Source organism: Streptomyces sp. TLI_053 (assembly GCF_900105395.1).
Taxonomy (GTDB): Bacteria; Actinomycetota; Actinomycetes; order Streptomycetales; family Streptomycetaceae; genus Kitasatospora.
This window is the reverse complement of record NZ_LT629775.1, coordinates 4,859,015-4,875,894: the sequence shown is the minus strand read 5'-3', so window position 1 is coordinate 4,875,894 and position 16,880 is coordinate 4,859,015. Positions and strand designations below refer to the sequence as shown.

The following is a 16,880-nucleotide window of genomic DNA, read 5'->3' as shown; positions in this document are numbered from 1 at the left end:
CCGGAACGGATGGGCTACTGTCCATGCCGTGAATCTCATACGACTGCAGCTCCCCGGTCGATTCCGGAGGGCCGACCGCGGAGCGGCGGCGGCCTCCGCCGGTGCCCGCCTCGGCTGGCTGGACGCTCTGCGCGGCATCGCGGCCCTGGTCGTGGCACTGCACCACTTCGGCATCCTGGAGCTGCTGCCGTTCGGTGGGGCGGTCTGGGACCACTTCGACCTGGGACTGTACGGCGTGATGCTGTTCTTCCTGGTCAGCGGCTACATCATCCCCGCCTCACTGGAACGCCGGGGTGACGTCCGGGCGTTCTGGGTGGGCCGGCTGTTCCGGATCTACCCGGCGCTGATCGCCGCCTTCACCGTGTCGATCCTGATGCTGCCCGACGGCGACGGATCGGTGGCGCTCTTCCGCACCGGCCACAACCTGATCTCGCTGGCCGCGAACGCGACGATGCTCCAGGACATGCTGAGCGTCGTCAACGGCATGGGTGTGACCTGGACGCTCACCTACGAGATGGTCTTCTACTTCCTGGTCACCGGCCTGTTCACGCTCGGCTGGCACCGGCGCAGCGGCACCATCGCGGTGACCTTCGCCGCGATCGGCCTGGTGTTCGGCGGATCGCTCGCCAGCGCCACGCTCGCCCAGTCCCTGGACGCGACCCGGCACCTGGTGCTGGCGGCGGTGCTGATCGTGGTGATGGGCTTCCTCTGCATGCTCAGCGGCAACCCGGCGCTGGCCCGGATCGGTGCCCTGCTGGTGGCCGGACTCGCGCTGGTGCTGCTGTTCCTCAACAGCCGCGCCCCCGTCTTCGAGACCCTGCTGATCTTCGCCACGATGTTCGCCGGCACCGTGCTGTACCGCGCCGAGCACGGCCAGATCGACCGGGCCCAGGCCTGGCTGTGCTGCGGGTTCGTGGTGGTCTCCGGGGTCGCGATCGGCTGGATGTACAACCGCAACGGTGTCGAGCTGAACACCTGGAACTCGGGCTGGGTCGCCTGGTCGCTGTCCTTCACCGGCGCCTGGGCCACCTTCCTGGCGGCGATGCTGCTGCGCAAGAAGCGGTTCCCGAAGCCGCTGACCTGGCTCGGCTCGGTCAGCTTCTCGCTGTACCTGCTGCACGTGCCGCTGCTGCACACCATCCGCCCGCACCTGGCGAACCCGATGCCGGAGACCGCCGGTGCCAAGACGCTCTGGACGGTCGAGTACCTGGCGATCTCGCTGGTCGCCGCCTACCTGCTGTACCGGCTGGTGGAGCTGCCGTTCCAGAAGCTGGGGCGCAAGGCACTGAAGGCGCTGGAGCGGAGGTTCCCCGCAGGACCGGCGGACGGCCCGGCCGACGGCCCCTCCGGCGGTCCGGCGGACGGAGCGGCGCGTCCGGCCGCCGTCCCGGCACCGGCCGGGCCGGCCGGCGCCCGGGTGCCCGTGGAGGCGGGAGCCTCGGGGGCTGAGGCCCGGCCCGCCACCGCTCAGTCCCGCCCCGTTCCCGTTCTCCGGTTCCCACCGGGGCACGGGAGCGGGGCGGATCCGTTCAGAGCGTGACGGTGGCCCGGAACACGGTGGCGCCGGTGCCGGCCAGCCGGACCGCGGCGCCGGTGGCCGGGAGGAAGGCGGACTCGCCGCGGGCCAGCTCCAGCGTGCCGCCGTCGGCCGAGGAGAGCCGGGCCGCGCCCGCCGTGCACAGCAGGATCTGCGGCGCGTCGCCGGACAGCGTCCGCTCCCGGCCGTCGAGGACGAACCGGGAGAGCCGGAACTCGTCGATCGGCACCGGGTACAGCTCCTCGCCCGGCATCCCGTCCACCGTGACCGGCAGCAGCGGGACCGGCGCGGTGGCGGCGAACTCGACCACCCTGAGCAGCTCGGGCACGTCGATGTGCTTGGGGGTGAGGCCGGCCCGCAGCACGTTGTCCGAGTTGGCCTGGAGCTCGACGCAGACGCCGTGCAGGTAGGCGTGCGGGACGCCCGCGCCCAGGTAGAGCGCCTCGCCGGCGCGCAGCAGGACGTGGTTGAGCAGCAGTCCGGCGATCAGCCCCCGGTCGCCGGGGAAGTCCCGGGCGATCCGGACGTAGGGCGCGTACGGTCCGGCCGGGTCCTCGGCCGCCGCCTTGCCGACCGCTTCGGCGGTGTCCCGGACCGCGGCCTCGGCGGCCGGGCCCTCCAGGCCCAGCGCGGCCGCCAGGGCGCCGCTGAGCGCCTCGGACTCGCTCCCGGCCCGGAGCGGGGCGATCACCGGCTCCAGCGCGGGCACACCGAGACCGGCCAGCAGCGCGGCCGCGTCGGCGGGCCGGCGGAAGCCGCACAGCCCGTCGAAGTCGCCCAGGGCGCAGATGAGTTCGGGCTTGTGGTTGGCGTCCCGGTAGTTCCGGTGCGGGGCGTCCAGCGGGATCCCCAGGGCGTTCTCGGCGGCGAAACCGGCCCGGGCCTGGTCGAGCGAGGGGTGGGCCTGGATGGAGATCGGGATGCCCGGGGTGAGGACCTTGAGCAGGAACGGCAGGGTGGGCCCGAACCGGGCCACCGAGGCGGCCCCCAACTCGCGCTCCGGATCCGCGGCGATCAGCTCGTCCAGCCGGCGCGGTCCCTCGCCCCGGTCGGCCCGGGAGGGGTCGCCGGGGTGGGCGCCCATCCAGAGCTCGGCCTGCGGTTCGCCGGTCGGCTCCTGCCCGAGCAGCTCGGGGAGCGCGGTGACGGATCCCCAGGCGTACGGGCGGACGGTGTTGACGAGCTTGTCCATGGGCGCGGTCCTGCTCCTTTGCTGCGGTGGGCGGGCGGGCCTCGCCGCCGGGCGGCGCCCCGCGGGCGGTGCCGACGGTGGGCATCCGGGCAAAGGCCGGGCATCGACCCTAGCCGACCGGTGCCTCCGCAGGGGAAACGCCGGAGGCCGGTGGGGAGTGCCGCGGGCGGCGGACCGGTTCCGTGACGCGGTAGTAGGATGCCAGGACCCAGTGTTTTCCACAGTGTCCCCCAGTCGGCGGGTGCCGGCCGGGACTGTGAGTCCTGATGAGTGCGGGCAACGGTGACTGGCACTTCCCGCCACCGGCCGAGAGGTTAGTACGTGACCGTCAACCAGCAGAGTTTTGCTGATCTCGGCCGGGTGCTGGTGATCATCCCCACCTACAACGAGGTGGAGAACGTCGAGCGCATCGTCGGCCGGGTCCGCGCCGCCGTCCCCGAGGTGCACATCCTCGTGGCCGACGACAACAGCCCGGACGGCACCGGTGAGCTCGCCGACAAGCTGGCGGCCGAGGACTCCCACGTGCGCGTCCTGCACCGCAAGGGCAAGGAGGGGCTGGGCGCCGCCTACCTGGCCGGGTTCCGCTGGGGCATCGACGAGGGCTACGACGTGCTCGTCGAGATGGACGCCGACGGGTCCCACCGGCCCGAGGAGCTGGAGCGGCTGCTGACCGCGCTGCGCGGCGCCGACCTGGTGCTCGGCTCGCGCTGGGTGCCCGGCGGCCGGGTGGTGAACTGGCCGAAGTCCCGGCTGCTGCTCTCGCGGGCCGGATCGACCTACTCGCGGCTGATGCTCGGCGTGCCGATCCGGGACGTCACCGGCGGCTACCGGGCGTTCCGCAAGGAGACCCTGCTGGGCCTGGGCATGGACGAGGTCGCCTCGGCCGGCTACTGCTTCCAGGTCGACCTGGCCTGGCGCACCGTGAAGGCCGGCTTCAAGGTGGCCGAGGTGCCGATCACCTTCGTCGAGCGGGAGCTGGGCGCGTCCAAGATGAGCCGGAACATCGTGGTCGAGGCGCTCTGGCGGGTGACCTCCTGGGGCGTCGCCGACCGCTTCGCCCGGCTGACCGGCGGGAAGCGCTGACACCGCCGGACCACCCGGACACATGAGCGGGAAGGCGTGCCCCGTCGGGCGCGCCTTCCGCGTTTTCGGCGTGCCCTGCTCCCATGCTGTAGGGCGCGAGGCCCGGCCGTGCGAGGGGGCCGCCGCACGCGTCCGGACCGCCGTGCACGAACCGCCGTCGCACGGGCGTCGCCGCCCGCCCCGCCGCACACCGCCGCCCCGCCGCACACCTCCACCCGCCCGCACACCGCCGCCCGCCCGCACACCGCCGCACCGACCACCACCACCGCCGCCGAGCCGGACCGGGACCGGGGCCGCCGAACCAGAGGGAGCAACCAGTGACGCCGTCCCCGTCCGAGGAGAACACCGCCGAGGCGTCGGTCCGGCCGCTGGAGGTCGCCGTCTTCACCGGCCCCGAGTCGGCCTTCTTCGCCACCTCCACGCTGATCCTCGGCGAGCACACGGCGATCCTGGTCGACGCCCAGCTGACCCGCAGCGCCGGCCGCGAGCTGGCCGAGTGGGTCGCGGGCAAGGGCCGCCGACTGCTCGCCATCGTGGTCACCCACCACCACCCCGACCACTACTTCGGTGCCGAGGAGGTGCTGCGGCTCTTCCCGGACGCCCGGCTGCTGGCCGCGCCGCCGGTCGTGGACGGCATCCTGCGCACCGCCGCCGCGAAGGTCGCCCAGTGGAAGCCGGTGTTCGGGGACGACATCCCGGACCACCCGCTGGTCCCGGCCCCGCTGCTCCCCCAGCCGCTGATGATCGACCGGCAGGCGATCCCGGTGCTGCTGCTCGGACAGGGCGACTGCGACGGCTCCACCGTGGTGCACGTGCCCAGCATCCGCACCGTGATCGCCGGTGACTTCGTCTACAACGGCACCCACGTCTGGACCGCCGACACCACACCGGAGCTCCGCACCGAGTGGGTCCGCAACCTCGGCCGGATCGCCGGGCTCGGTGCGGAGCGGGTGATCGCCGGACACCGCGCGCCCGACCAGGGCGACGACGCGGCCCGGGTGCTCGCCTTCACCGAGGAGTACCTCCGGGACTTCGACCGGCTGCTGGCCGGGCACCCGGACGACGCGGAGGCGCTGGTCGCGGCCGTGAACGAGCGGTACGGGGAGCTGACCCTGCCGGCGGTGCTGGAGCTGAGCGCGGCCGCCAACACCGCCGCCGCCGGCACCGTCGATGCCGTCGATGCCGATGCCTCGGACGCCTCGGACGCCGGTCCGGCCGCCGACGTGGACACGGAGGCGGACGCGGAGGCGGACGCGGAGACCGACGCCGACGCCGAAGAGGCGGACGGCGGGGAGGCGGACGGCGGGGAGGCGCCCGGCCGGACCGCCGGCTGAGACGGCGGCGGATACTGGCGGCATGACGCCGTACGACGTGATCGTCCCGGCCGGGGGAGCCGCCCGCCGGCTCGGCGGCGCGGACAAGCCGGCCCTGACCGTCGGCGAGACCACCCTGCTGGACCGGGTGCTCGCCGCCTGCGCCGGCGCCGGGACCACCGTGGTGGTCGGCCCGGCCCGCCCCACCACCCGCCCCGGGGTCCGTCCGACCCGCGAGCACCCGCCCGGCGGCGGACCGGTCGCGGCCGTCGCGGCGGGCCTCGCCGAGGTCGGCGCCGAACTGGTCCTGCTGCTCGCCGCCGATCTGCCGTTCCTCGACGAGCGCACCGTCCACCGGCTGGTCACCGCCCTCGACGAGGCCGGGCCGGACACCGAGGCGGCCGTCCTGGTCGACGCCGCCGGCCGCGACCAGCCGCTCGCCGCCGCCTACCGGACCGCCGCCCTGCGCGCCGCGCTCGCCGCCGCCGGGGACCCCGCCGGCCTCCCGCTGCGCCGCCTCACCGGCTCCCTGCGCACCCTGCGGCTGGCCGACACCGACGACGTCACCTACGACTGCGACACCTGGGAGGACCTCGCCCGGGCCCGGGAACGCGACGGCCGGCGGGAGTCCTGACCCCGGTGCCGATCCGGTCCTCGTCCCGGTCCGCAGCCCGTTCTCACCCCGGTCCTCACCCCGGTGTGAGGCGAACGACGCGCGGCGCTCACCGGGCAAACATCCCGGGAAAACCGCCGATCAGGCAGCATGTCCGCATGGAGCGCACGCTGGATGACTGGATCGCCGAGGCCTGTACCGAGCTGGACATCGACCTGGACGTCGATGTCCGGGGTCTGCTCGACCTGGCCCGGGTGGTCGCCCACGGGGTGGACCGGCCCGCCGCCCCGCTGACCACCTTTCTGATCGGGTACGCCGCCGCGTCGCGCGGCGGCGGGCCGGAGGCGGTCGCCGAGGCGTCCCGGCGGGCCGCCGCGCTCGCCGAGCGCTGGGCCGACGCGGCCGCCGACCCGGGACAGCCGTGAGCGCGCCGGAGGACCTCGCCGTGCTCGACCAGCCACCGGCCCCGGCCGCCCCGACGAGCTGGGCGGCCGCCCGGGAGACCGCCCGCCGGGCCGGCCGGCCGGCGTCCGCGCCCCCGCGCGTCCCGCTGACCGAGGCGCTCGGCCGCACCCTGGCCGAGCCGCTGACCGCGCTCACCGACCTGCCCGCCTTCGACACCTCGGCCATGGACGGCTGGGCGGTGGCCGGCCCCGGCCCGTGGCGGGTGTCCGGCCGACTGCTGGCCGGACGGCCCGCGGACGGTCCGCTGGCCGACGGCGACGCCGTCGAGATCGCCACCGGTGCCCAGCTCCCTCCCGGTGCCACCGCCGTGCTCCGCCGCGAACACGGGGAACCGGCCGGCTCGCTGCTGCGCGAGCGCCTCCCCGGTGCGCTGACCACCGGCCAGGACGTCCGGCCGCGCGGCCAGGAGTGCCGGCGCGGCGAGCAACTGCTCCCGGCCGGGACCGGGATCGGCCCGGCCGTGCTCGGCCTGGCCGCGGCCGGCGGCCACGACCGGCTGGCCGTGCACCGCCGCCCGGTGGTGGACCTGCTGGTGCTCGGCGACGAACTGCTCGGCTCCGGCCTGCCCCGGCCCGGCCTGGTCCGGGACGCGCTCGGCCCGCTGCTGCCGCCGTGGCTGCGGGCGGCCGGTGCGGAGACCGGCGAACCGCGCGCCGTCCGGGACGACTTCGGACTGCTCCGGGACGCGCTGCGGCACTCCACCGCCGACGTGGTGGTCACCACCGGGGGGACGGCGGCCGGTCCGGTGGACTTCCTGCACCGGGCGCTCGCCGAGGTCGGTGCCCGGCTGCTGGTGGACGGGGTCGCCGTCCGCCCCGGCCATCCGATGCTGCTGGCCGAACTGCCCGGCGGGCGCCATCTGGTGGGTCTGCCGGGCAATCCGCTGGCCGCGGTCGCGGGGGCGGTCACGCTGGCCCTGCCGCTGCTGCACGCGCTGGCCGGCCGCGGCCCCGGCGAGCCGGTCCGGGCCGTCGCCGTCGCCGCCCTGCCCGGACATCCGCTGGACACCCGGCTGGTACCGGTCCGGCGGACCGTCCACGGGGTGCTCCAACTCCCCTACGACGGACCGGCGATGCTGCGCGGGGTCGCGCTGGCCGAGGCGCTCGCCGTGGTGCCGCCGGGCGGTGCGGCGGCCGGCGCCGCGGTCGAACTGCTGGAGGCACCGTGAGCGGCGGCGCGGGACGGGGTTTCGGCCGCCGCCTCTCCGGCCGGGCCTCGGCCGGGGCGGAGTCCTGGGCGGACGCCGGGATCGTGCTGCCCGCCCGGCGCAGCGCCCCGGCGCTCCGGCAGGTCGGCTTCCGGCTGCTGCTGGCCCTGGCCGTGCTGGTGGCCACCACCCTGATCGTCTGGGTGGACCACGAGGGCTACAACGACAACGCCGGGGGCGGGGTGAGCCTGCTGGACTCCGCCTACTACGCCACGGTGACGCTCTCCACCACGGGCTACGGTGACATCACCCCGTACAGCGACACCGCCCGGCTCACCAACATCTTCGTGATCACTCCGCTGCGGGTGCTGTTCCTGATCATCCTGGTCGGCACCACCCTGGAGGTGCTCACCGAACGCACCCGCCAGCAGTGGCGGTTGAACCGCTGGAGGTCCACCGTGCGCGAGCACACCGTCGTGATCGGCTACGGCACCAAGGGCCGCAGCGCCATCGACACCCTGCTGCTGCAGGGGGTGCGCAAGGAGGAGATCGTGGTGGTCGACCCGCAGCGCAAGGCGGTCGACCAGGCCGCCGAGCACGGTCTGGTGGGCGTGCTCGGCGACGCCACCCGGACCGACACCCTGCTGCGGGCCGGACTCCCCACCGCCGCCCGGGTGGTGGTGGCACCGGAGCGGGACGACACCGCCGCCCTGATCACCCTGACCGCCCGCCAGCTCACCCGCACGGCGACCGTGGTGGCGGCGGTGCGCGAGGACGAGAACGCCCCGCTGCTGCGGCAGAGCGGCGCCGACGTGGTGGTGACCAGCTCCAGCGCGGCCGGCCGACTGCTCGGCATGTCGATGCTCAGCCCGCACACCGGCGCGGTGATGGAGGACCTGCTCACCTACGGCGACGGCCTGGACGTGGTCGAGCGCCCGGTCACCCGGGCCGAGGCCGGGCACAGCCCGCGCGAGTGCGAGGACCTGGTCGTCGCGGTGGTCCGCGGCCGACGGGTGATCAACTACACCGAGCCGGAGGCGCGGACCCTCCAGCTCACGGACCGGGTGATCGTCATCAAGTCGGCCGGTTCGGCGTAGGGTTGCCCGTCATGAGCGATCAACCGCGGCTCCCGTTCGGCGCCTTCGAGTTCCACGCCCCCGCGCTGGAGGCGGCCGACCGGCTGGCGGCCCCGGTGGCCGAGGCGTTGGCGGCCTGGCCGGACCGGGAGGCCGCCCGGTCGGTGCTCTACGTCGAGACCGACCCGGAGAAGGCCGACACCGCCGTCTTCTGCGAGACCTACGACGTGCCGCTGGAGGCCTCGGCGAACTGCGTGGTGGTCGCCGCCCGGCGCGGCGGGGAGACCACCCTGGCCGCCTGTCTGGCGCTGGCCACCACCCGGGTCGACGTCAACCGGGCCGTCCGCAAGCACCTGGAGGCCCGCAAGGCCTCGTTCGCCCCGATGGACGACGCGGTCGGGGCGACCGGCATGGAGTACGGCGGGATCACCCCGGTCGGGCTCCCGGCGGGCTGGCCGCTGCTGGTCGACGCGGCGGTCGCGGCGGCCCCGTTCGTCCTGGTGGGCAGCGGGCGGCGGCGGGGCAAGCTGATCCTGCCGGGCCGGGCGGCGGCCGCGCTGCCCGGAGCGGTGGTGCTCCCGGACCTGGCCGGCTGACAAGCGGGTCGGCCCGCCGTCCGGTGGCCGGGTCGCAGTAGCGTCGGGTCCATGCATGCGATGACGATTCCTGAACCCGGCGGGCCCGAGGCGCTGCGCTGGGCGGAGGTGCCGGACCCGGTGCCCGGGGAGGGCGAGGTCCTGGTCGAGGTGGCGGCCACCGCCGTCAACCGCGCCGACCTGCTCCAGCGGCAGGGCTTCTACGATCCGCCGCCGGGCGGTTCGCGCTATCCGGGACTGGAGTGCGCCGGCCGGATCGCCGCGCTGGGTCCCGGGGTGGCCGGCTGGGCGGTCGGCGACGAGGTGTGCGCGCTGCTGGTCGGCGGCGGCTACGCGGAGCGGGTCGCGGTGCCGGTGGGTCAACTGCTGCCGGTGCCGAAGGGACTGACGCCGGAGCAGGCCGCCGCGCTGCCGGAGGTCGTCTGCACGGTGTGGTCCAACGTCTTCCTCACCGCGCGGCTGCGGCCCGGCGAGACGCTGCTGGTGCACGGCGGCGCGAGCGGCATCGGGACGATGGCGATCCAGCTGGCCAAGGCCGTCGGCGCGCGGGTGGCGGTGACGGCGGGCGGCCCCGAGAAGCTGGCCCGCTGCGCCGAACTGGGCGCCGACGTCCTGATCGACTACCGCGAGCAGGACTTCGCCGAGGTGCTCGCGGAGGCCACCGGCGGGGCCGGGGCGGACGTGATCCTGGACATCATGGGCGCCAAGTACCTGTCGCGGAACGTGGACGCGCTGGCGGTCAACGGGCGGCTGGTGATCATCGGGCTGCAGGGCGGGGTGAAGGGCGAGCTGAACCTCAACACCCTGCTGCGCAAGCGCGCCGCGGTGGTCGCGACCAATCTGCGCGGCCGGCCGCTGGCGGAGAAGGCGGCGATCGTGGCGGCGGTGCGCGAGCACGTCTGGCCGCTGGTCGAGTCCGGGGTGGTCCGGCCGGTGGTCGACCGGGTGCTGCCGCTGACGGAGGCGGCCGAGGCGCACCGGGTGCTGGAGGCCGGGACGCAGGTCGGCAAGGTGGTGCTGCGGGCCTGAGGCTGCTGGGCCGGGGCCCGCGGAGGCCGGTGCCACCGTACGACATGCCCGGAATGTCGGACTGTGTGAGTCTGGACGGGAGCTGTCCCGCCGCCGATCCCGCCCAGCGCGGTCGGCCGTCGCGGAAGGACCTCGACCGTGCCCGCACCTTCGTCTTCGTCCGCGTTCCCCGGGCCGCCGCCCGCGGCACTGCCGCCGCACCCTTCCCCCCGCCGCAACGGCCGGCGGCTGCTGGCGGCGGCGGTGCTCGGGCTCGCCGTACCGCTGATGGCCGGGCCGGCCGCGATCGCACTGCCGAGCGCGCCGGCCGGTGCCGTCGGTTCGGTCCCCGTTCCGGCCGCCGATCCCGGGCCGGCCGTCGACCACGGCCCGGCCGCCGACCCCGGGCCGTCGGAGCAGTCCGGGCCGTCGGCGTCGCCGGGGGCGTCCGGATCCGCGGCGCCTTCGGACGGGACCTCCCCGGTGCCTTCGGCGGAGCCGGAGCCCGAGCCGGCAGCTGAGCCGGAGCAGCCGTCGGCCGGCCCCGAGACCCCCGCCGGGCCGGCCGCGTCCGGGCCGACCACGTCCGAGCCGACCACGTCCGAGCCGTCCCCCGCCGAGCCGTCCCCCGAACCGGTCTCCCCCGCGCCGACCGCCCCGGCGGCGCCGTCCTCGGCCGTACCGGCCGCCACGGCGGTGGCGTGGCAGGCGGTCGGCCGGGTCCGGCCCGGACCGTCCTGGGCCGACCGGGAGCAGCGCCGCGGCCGCCACCGCCCCGCCTCGGCGCCCGAGGCGGCGCCGGACCGGGGCCGGGCGCAGGACGCCGAGCAGGTCCCGGAGCAGCCGGTCGCTCCCGGGGCGGACGCCGCCCCGGGCCCGGCGGCCGGGAGCGCCGGCGCGGTGGAGCCGGCCGCGCCGGACGACGGCTCCGGCGGCGAGACCCTGGCCCTCGGCCGGCCCGGGCCGCAGGCGGTACTGGTCGGCCCGGCCCTGCTGCCCACCCGCTGGGACGACGCGGCCACCCGCCAGCTGCCGCTGGGTGCCGGTCTGGGCCTGATCGGCTGCGGACTGGGCCTGATCGGGCTGCGGCTGCGCCGGCGCTGACCGCCTCCCGTCGGCCGGGCGACCGGGTGTGGGCGACCGGGTGTGGGCGACCGGGTACGGGCGGCCGACGGACCGGGCCGGACGGGGCCTCCCCGCTGCCCCGGACCCGGGCCGGACTGAGTATCCGTACGGATACCGCCGCCCCGCCCCCGGGGCGTAGCGTCGTTCCCGGGCGCAGGCACGCGGCCGGTCGCGGCACCGGCACCGGCGACGGGCGGGCGGGTCGGTCGGGGGCCTCCTCCCGGGCAACCCCAGTGAGGGAGAATGTGGTTCATGACGAATCCGATGAACGAGTACTCGTCGCAGGAGTTCCACCAGGCCATGGGCGGGCAGCCGCAGGACGGCCAGAAGGTGCTGATCGTCGGACCGGACGGGCTGCCGGTGGGTTCGACGGCGGGCCCGATGGGGGACGACGGCGACGGGCCGCGTGAACTGCCGGTGACCGAGATGGTCGAACAGCCCGCCAAGGTCATGCGGATCGGCAGCATGATCAAGCAGTTGCTGGAGGAGGTCCGGGCGGCTCCCCTCGACGAGGCCAGCCGGGCGCGGCTCAAGGACATCCACGCCAGCTCGATCAAGGAGCTGGAGCTGGGCCTGGCCCCCGAGCTGGTGGCGGAGCTGGAGCGGCTGTCGCTCCCGTTCACCGAGGACTCGATCCCGACCGAGGCCGAGCTGCGGATCGCCCAGGCGCAGCTGGTGGGCTGGCTGGAGGGCCTGTTCCACGGCATCCAGACCGCGCTGTTCGCACAGCAGATGGCGGCCCGGGCGCAGCTGGAGCAGATGCGGCGGGCGCTGCCGCCCGGTCTGCACGGCGGGGAGCCGGAGGGGGACGAGCCGGGCGAGGGCCGCGGCATCCGCTCCGGTCCCTACCTCTAGCGGTTCCCCCACGGGTCGGGCGTCCGCCCGCCCGTGGACGTCGGCCGTACCCGTACCGCCACGGCCCCGCCGGGGCGGCACGGCACGGGGCGCGGCGGGCCGCCCCGGCGGCGCGAGCACTACCGACGGGTACCGGGTCGCGACCTGGACACAGTGTCGGCCCTGGGCCGGGCGGTGTCCTCGCGAGCCGATACCCTGACCCCCTGTCGCAGTCCGGGCGAGCGTCGCGACAGGGGTCCGGGCAGGCCGGCGGGCCGGGCCCGGGAACACGCACGGACGAGACCGAATGTCACGGTCGCGGCGGTACGGCCGCGCCGAGGGGGAGCAGAGACCATGAGCGAGCACGGCAACGCGGCGGCCGAGGGCTACTCCCTGGGCAACGGGCGGTACGTGCTGCAGCGGGTGCTGGGCGAGGGCGGCATGGCCTCGGTCCACCTCGCGTACGACAGCGTGCTGGACCGGCAGGTCGCGCTGAAGAGCATGCACGCCGAGCTGGGCCGGGACGACTCGTTCAAGGAGCGGTTCCGCCGCGAGGCCCAGGCGGTGGCCCGGCTGGAGCACCCGAACATCGTCACCGTCTACGACAGCGGCGAGGACATCGCCCAGGACGGCTCCAGCACGCCGTACATCGTGATGCAGCTGATCGACGGCAAGGGTCTGCGGGACGCCATCAACGAGGCGGTCGGCCAGCACGGCGCGATGCCGGTCGAGGAGGCGCTGCGGGTCACCATCGGTGTGCTGAACGCGCTGGAGGCCTCGCACGACATGGGCCTGGTGCACCGTGACATCAAGCCCGGCAACGTCATGTTCGACCGCAAGGGCAACGTCAAGGTCATGGACTTCGGCATCGCCCGCGCGCTGGAGAGCGGGGTCACCTCGATGACCCAGACCGGCATGGTGGTCGGCACCCCGCAGTACCTCTCGCCCGAGCAGGCGCTGGGCAAGCCGGTGGACGCCCGCTCCGACCTCTACTCGGTCGGCGTGATGCTCTTCGAGATGATCACCGGCCAGCTGGTCTTCGACGGCGACTCGGCCTTCTCGATCGCGTACAAGCACGTCCAGGAGGAGCCGCCGGCGCCCTCCACGCTCAACCCGCGGCTCGCCCCGGCGGTCGACGGGTTCGTGGCGACGGCGCTGCGCAAGGACCCGGCGCACCGCTTCCCGAGCGCGGCGGCGATGCGCGACGAGGCCGAGCGGCTGATCGCGGCCGGCAAGGGCGGCGGCAGCCCGCTGGCGGCCAGCAACCCGCTGGTGATCACCGACGGTCCGCGGTCGGTGCACGCCGCTCCGCAGACCCCGCAGCCGCAGCCGTTCCCGAGCATGCAGCCCCAGCCGCAGCCGTTCCAGCCGCACGCGCAGCCGCAGCCGTTCCAGACGCCGCCGCCGGCGTTCCAGGCGCCGCACACGCCGCAGCCGTTCCAGCCGCACGCGCAGCCGTTCCAGACGCCGCCGCCGGCGTTCCAGGCGCCGCACACGCCGCAGCCCTTCCCGCAGCAGGCGCACACCCCGCCGCCGCACCCGATGCCGGCGCCGCCGTTCCAGCCGCAGCCGGTGCCCGCGTCGAACAGCGGTGGCTGCTCGACCGCCCTGGTGATCATCGGCATCATCGTCGGTGTGATCGTGCTGGCGGTCATCATCATCGCGATCGTGGTCAACCGGGCCGAGAAGGACACCGCGGGCGGGTCGACCCGGGGCGTCTCGAGTGCGGCGGTCACGGTGTCGCAGCCGGACGGCCGGGCCGACCGGAATGGCCTGCTCTGACAGGTTCCGCCCGGATCACGCGTGCTCCGGGGGTCGGCCCGAGGCGGTAGCGTTCGGGGACACGAGCGACAGGGCACCGCGATCCGAGCGAAGGCCCGGGGCGAGGAGCGATGGCACAGACGCAGCATCCGGACGACGACGGGGCCTGGGCGACCGGTCCGGGCGGCGGGGCCCCCAGGATGCCCGAGCCCGGTGGCGACGCCGCCACGACCGCGCTCCCGCCGTACGGCGCCCCGCAGACCCCCGGCCGGGGCACCGCCGCGCCGCTGGGCACGGTCGGCGACGGCCGCTACCGGCTGACCCACCGGCTGGGCCGGGGCGGCATGGCCGAGGTGCTCGCCGCCCAGGACGTCCGGCTCGGGCGGACCGTCGCGGTGAAGCTGCTCCGCGGTGAACTGGCCCAGGACGAGATCGCACGGCTCCGCTTCACCAGGGAGGCACACGCCGTCGCGGCGCTCAACCACCACGCGATCGTCGCCGTGTACGACACCGGCGAGGAGTACGTCGGCGAGGAGTCGACGCCGTACATCGTGATGGAGCTGGTCGAGGGCCGGACCGTCCGCGAGCTGCTGGTCGACGAGGAGGAGCCGCCGGTCGACCAGGCGCTGATCATCATCGCCGGGGTGCTGGAGGCGCTCGCCTACAGCCACCGGCACGGCATCGTGCACCGTGACATCAAGCCGGCCAACGTGATCATCACGACCACCGGCGCGGTCAAGGTGATGGACTTCGGCATCGCCCGGGCGCTCACCGGCACGGCCTCGACCATGACCCAGACCGGCATGGTCATGGGCACCCCGCAGTACCTCTCGCCGGAGCAGGCGCTGGGCAAGCCGGTCGACCACCGCTCCGACCTGTACGCGGCCGGCTGCATGCTCTACGAACTGCTGGCCCTGCGGCCGCCGTTCACCGGTGACACCCCGCTGTCGGTGGTCTACCAGCACGTGCAGGACATCCCGGTGCCGCCCTCGCAGGCCAATCCGCGGGTCCCGGCCGGCCTGGACCACCTGGTGCTGCGCTCGCTCGCGAAGAACCCGGACGACCGCTTCCAGGACGCGGACGAGTTCCGCGCGCACATCGAGCACGCGCTGCGCGAGCTCACCGGCGGCACCGGCGGCTGGCCGCTCGGCGCGACGGCCGGGCTGGCCGCGGCCGGCCAGGGCCACGGCGGGATGCCGCCGCGGGGTGCGGACGAGACGGCGGTGCTCGGGGCGGGTGTCCCGGGCGACCCGACGGCGATGCTGCCGTACCAGGTGCCGGGCGGCCCGCACACGCCGTCCTCCGGGTACCCGCCCTACGGCGGCGGCGACGGTCCGGACGACGGGCACGGCGGCGGGCACGGGCGCGGTGGCGGCGGGCGCCGTCCGTGGCGCTGGGTGGCCGGCATCGTGGCGGTGGTCGTCGCGGCCAGTGCGGGCATCGCCATGGCGCTGAGCGGCAACGACAACGGCGGTGGCGGCGGGAAGCCGAGCGACCTCGGTCCGAGCACCGGGGTGGTGTCGACGGCGCCGGAGGCGACCACGCCCAGCTCCGGCGCGACCACGACGACGCCCCCGACCGGGCAGAACTCGCGCCGTCCGACGCAGTCGCAGCAGACCGACACCAACAACAACGGCGGCAACCAGACCCAGGCGCCGAGCCAGCCGACCGGCAAGCACACGACCAGCCCGGCGGCGACGCCGAGCAGCACCAGCAGCAAGGCGCCGACCCCGAGCACGTCCCCGAGCGGGTCGGCCACCGCACCGCCGACCAACACCCCGACCACGGGGACGGGCGGCGGCGCGACGACGCCTCCGGCCACCGCGCCGCCGGCGACCAACCCGCCGCCGACCGGTGGCGGCAGCCAGACGCCGCCGGCCGGGGGCGCTGCCGGGGGCGCTGCCGGCGGCACTGTCCCGAAGCCGACCGGCGGGGCGGCCACCCCGGCCGTTCCCTGACCGGTCGACCCGTCCCGCGGTTCCGGCGGCCGGCCGCTCCCCGACGGGGAACGGCCGGCCGTCGGTTCAGTTGGCGAAGGCGTCCAGGACCTGCTCGTACTCCTCGCACCACCACGCCAGCTGGCCCGCCGAGGCGGGGTAGAGCGGGTCGGCCCGGTGGTCGCCCCGCTGGTAGCGCCACTGGAGCATCCAGAAGTCGTTCAGCCGCTCCCACCAGACCCGGTGGGTCGCGGCGGCCAGGTGCTCGGCGGTGGCGGCCCCGGTGGCCCGGTAGGCCTGCGACCACTGCCGGACCCGGACGAGGTCGAGCACCCCGGTGACCCGGTCGTTGAGGACCAGGGTGGCCGCGCGCACGGCCTCCTCGGCGCGCGGCTGCCGGCCCAGCTTGTCCCAGTCCAGGACGGCCGCGATCCGTCCGTCCCGGTGCAGCAGGTTGAGCCCGTGGAAGTCGCCGTGGGTCCAGCCGGTGGGCGGAGCCGCGCCCGGGGCGGGACGCCGGTGGGCGTGCTCGGCGAGCAGCTCCAGCCGTTCGCCCAGCCGGCGCTCGACCAGCGCGTCCAGTTCGTCGCGGGGGTGGTGCTCGCGGGCCCGTTCGCGCAGGTCGTGGGCGAGTGCGGAGCTGTCGAGCGGATCGGCGCTGCGGTAGCCGGAGGGTTGCGCGACGGGCGCGCAGACCTCGTCGAGGGCGCCGTGCAGCCGGCCGAGCAGCGCTCCCAGTTCGGCGCACTGCGGCAGGGACAATTCGGTTCCGTGGCGGTGCCCGCCGTCCACCCAGGGGAAGAGGGCGAACAGCCGGCCGCCGAACGGGGCGATGGTGCCGGTCCGTTCGGCGAGGGCGAGCGGGGGCTCGACGGGCAGGCCCAGGGCGGCGAGGGCGGCCATCGCCCGGTGGTGGCCGGCGACCGCCTCGCGGCCGGCGGTCGCGGCGTCGACGTAGCACTTCAGGAAGTAGCCGCCGGCCTCGGTGGTGACCCGGTAGCCGCGGTTCAGCAGGCCTTCGGCGACGGGTTCGGCGGTGAGCAGGCGGCCCACCCGGTAGCGGCGCAGGACCTCGGCGAGCGCCGCGTGGGGGACGGGAGGGCTGAGCGTTCCTATCGGGGGTGCGGTGAGGTCGGGACGGGCTGGTGCACAGGCAAGGGTCTGGCTGAAAGTCACAGCCAGAGGTTAGGACC

At 75.5% G+C, this 16,880-nt stretch carries 13 protein-coding genes and 1 pseudogene; 12 read left to right on the top strand and 2 right to left on the bottom strand.

Annotated elements, in window-relative coordinates; genetic code table 11:
- Positions 1 to 28: 28 nt before the first annotated feature.
- Positions 29 to 1,540 (top strand): acyltransferase family protein, encoded by a 1,512-nt coding sequence (locus tag BLU95_RS19650; protein ID WP_093861188.1) that lies wholly within the window; start codon positions 29 to 31, stop codon positions 1,538 to 1,540.
- On the opposite strand, the gene manA is transcribed toward BLU95_RS19650, so the two are convergent.
- Positions 1,530 to 2,729, bottom strand: coding sequence for a mannose-6-phosphate isomerase, class I (gene manA, locus BLU95_RS19645; protein WP_093861187.1), 1,200 nt, complete (start codon positions 2,727 to 2,729; stop codon positions 1,530 to 1,532). The two genes, BLU95_RS19650 and manA, sit on opposite strands and share 11 nt — an antisense overlap.
- Before the next feature lie 321 nt (positions 2,730 to 3,050).
- On the opposite strand from manA, the gene BLU95_RS19640 reads away from it, so the two are divergent.
- The 11 genes and pseudogenes from BLU95_RS19640 (at position 3,051) to BLU95_RS19585 (ending at position 15,708) form a co-directional block, all read left to right on the top strand.
- Positions 3,051 to 3,812: a polyprenol monophosphomannose synthase gene (locus BLU95_RS19640; protein WP_030392455.1), complete on the top strand. Its 762-nt coding sequence runs from the start codon at positions 3,051 to 3,053 to the stop codon at positions 3,810 to 3,812.
- A gap of 317 nt (positions 3,813 to 4,129) precedes the next feature.
- Positions 4,130 to 5,146, top strand: coding sequence for an MBL fold metallo-hydrolase (locus tag BLU95_RS19630; protein ID WP_093861185.1), 1,017 nt, complete (start codon positions 4,130 to 4,132; stop codon positions 5,144 to 5,146).
- 22 nt (positions 5,147 to 5,168) lie between these two features.
- Positions 5,169 to 6,163 (top strand): annotated as a pseudogene (locus BLU95_RS45855) (NTP transferase domain-containing protein).
- The gene (locus tag BLU95_RS19620) at positions 6,160 to 7,371 is read left to right on the top strand and encodes a molybdopterin molybdotransferase MoeA (RefSeq protein WP_231978654.1); all 1,212 of its coding nucleotides are present in this window, start codon (positions 6,160 to 6,162) and stop codon (positions 7,369 to 7,371) included. The pseudogene BLU95_RS45855 and the gene BLU95_RS19620 overlap by 4 nt, the downstream one beginning before the upstream one ends.
- The gene (locus BLU95_RS19615; RefSeq protein ID WP_093861182.1) at positions 7,368 to 8,447 is read left to right on the top strand and encodes a potassium channel family protein; all 1,080 of its coding nucleotides are present in this window, start codon (positions 7,368 to 7,370) and stop codon (positions 8,445 to 8,447) included. Before BLU95_RS19620 ends, BLU95_RS19615 begins: the two co-directional genes overlap by 4 nt.
- Positions 8,448 to 8,458: 11 nt before the next feature.
- Positions 8,459 to 9,022, top strand: a complete 564-nt coding sequence (locus BLU95_RS19610) for a YbaK/EbsC family protein (protein WP_093861181.1) — start codon at positions 8,459 to 8,461, stop codon at positions 9,020 to 9,022.
- A gap of 51 nt (positions 9,023 to 9,073) precedes the next feature.
- Positions 9,074 to 10,051, top strand: a complete 978-nt coding sequence (locus tag BLU95_RS19605; RefSeq protein WP_093861180.1) for an NAD(P)H-quinone oxidoreductase — start codon at positions 9,074 to 9,076, stop codon at positions 10,049 to 10,051.
- A gap of 138 nt (positions 10,052 to 10,189) precedes the next feature.
- A complete protein-coding gene (locus tag BLU95_RS19600) occupies positions 10,190 to 11,134 on the top strand; it encodes a hypothetical protein (protein ID WP_093861179.1) in 945 nt (314 codons plus the stop codon).
- A gap of 321 nt (positions 11,135 to 11,455) precedes the next feature.
- Positions 11,456 to 12,010 (top strand): bacterial proteasome activator family protein, encoded by a 555-nt coding sequence (locus tag BLU95_RS19595; RefSeq protein WP_093864983.1) that lies wholly within the window; start codon positions 11,456 to 11,458, stop codon positions 12,008 to 12,010.
- Positions 12,011 to 12,343: 333 nt separating this feature from the next.
- A complete protein-coding gene (locus BLU95_RS19590) occupies positions 12,344 to 13,771 on the top strand; it encodes a protein kinase domain-containing protein (RefSeq protein WP_093861178.1) in 1,428 nt (475 codons plus the stop codon).
- 110 nt (positions 13,772 to 13,881) lie between these two features.
- On the top strand, positions 13,882 to 15,708 hold the full coding sequence (locus BLU95_RS19585) for a protein kinase domain-containing protein (protein WP_093861177.1): 1,827 nt from the start codon (positions 13,882 to 13,884) through the stop codon (positions 15,706 to 15,708).
- Between the two features lie 66 nt (positions 15,709 to 15,774).
- Here the strand turns inward: BLU95_RS19585 and BLU95_RS19580 are convergent, their stop codons facing one another.
- The gene (locus BLU95_RS19580; RefSeq protein WP_093861176.1) at positions 15,775 to 16,863 is read right to left on the bottom strand and encodes a phosphotransferase enzyme family protein; all 1,089 of its coding nucleotides are present in this window, start codon (positions 16,861 to 16,863) and stop codon (positions 15,775 to 15,777) included.
- Positions 16,864 to 16,880: the final 17 nt, after the last annotated feature.

Coding starts and splice junctions, on each gene's coding strand:
- BLU95_RS19590 (WP_093861178.1), top strand. CDS start 12,344: ATGAGCGAGCACGGCAACGCGGCGGCCGAGGGCTACTCCCTGGGCAAC.
- manA (WP_093861187.1), bottom strand. CDS start 2,729: ATGGACAAGCTCGTCAACACCGTCCGCCCGTACGCCTGGGGATCCGTC.
- BLU95_RS19585 (WP_093861177.1), top strand. CDS start 13,882: ATGGCACAGACGCAGCATCCGGACGACGACGGGGCCTGGGCGACCGGT.
- BLU95_RS19610 (WP_093861181.1), top strand. CDS start 8,459: ATGAGCGATCAACCGCGGCTCCCGTTCGGCGCCTTCGAGTTCCACGCC.
- BLU95_RS19595 (WP_093864983.1), top strand. CDS start 11,456: ATGGGCGGGCAGCCGCAGGACGGCCAGAAGGTGCTGATCGTCGGACCG.
- BLU95_RS19605 (WP_093861180.1), top strand. CDS start 9,074: ATGCATGCGATGACGATTCCTGAACCCGGCGGGCCCGAGGCGCTGCGC.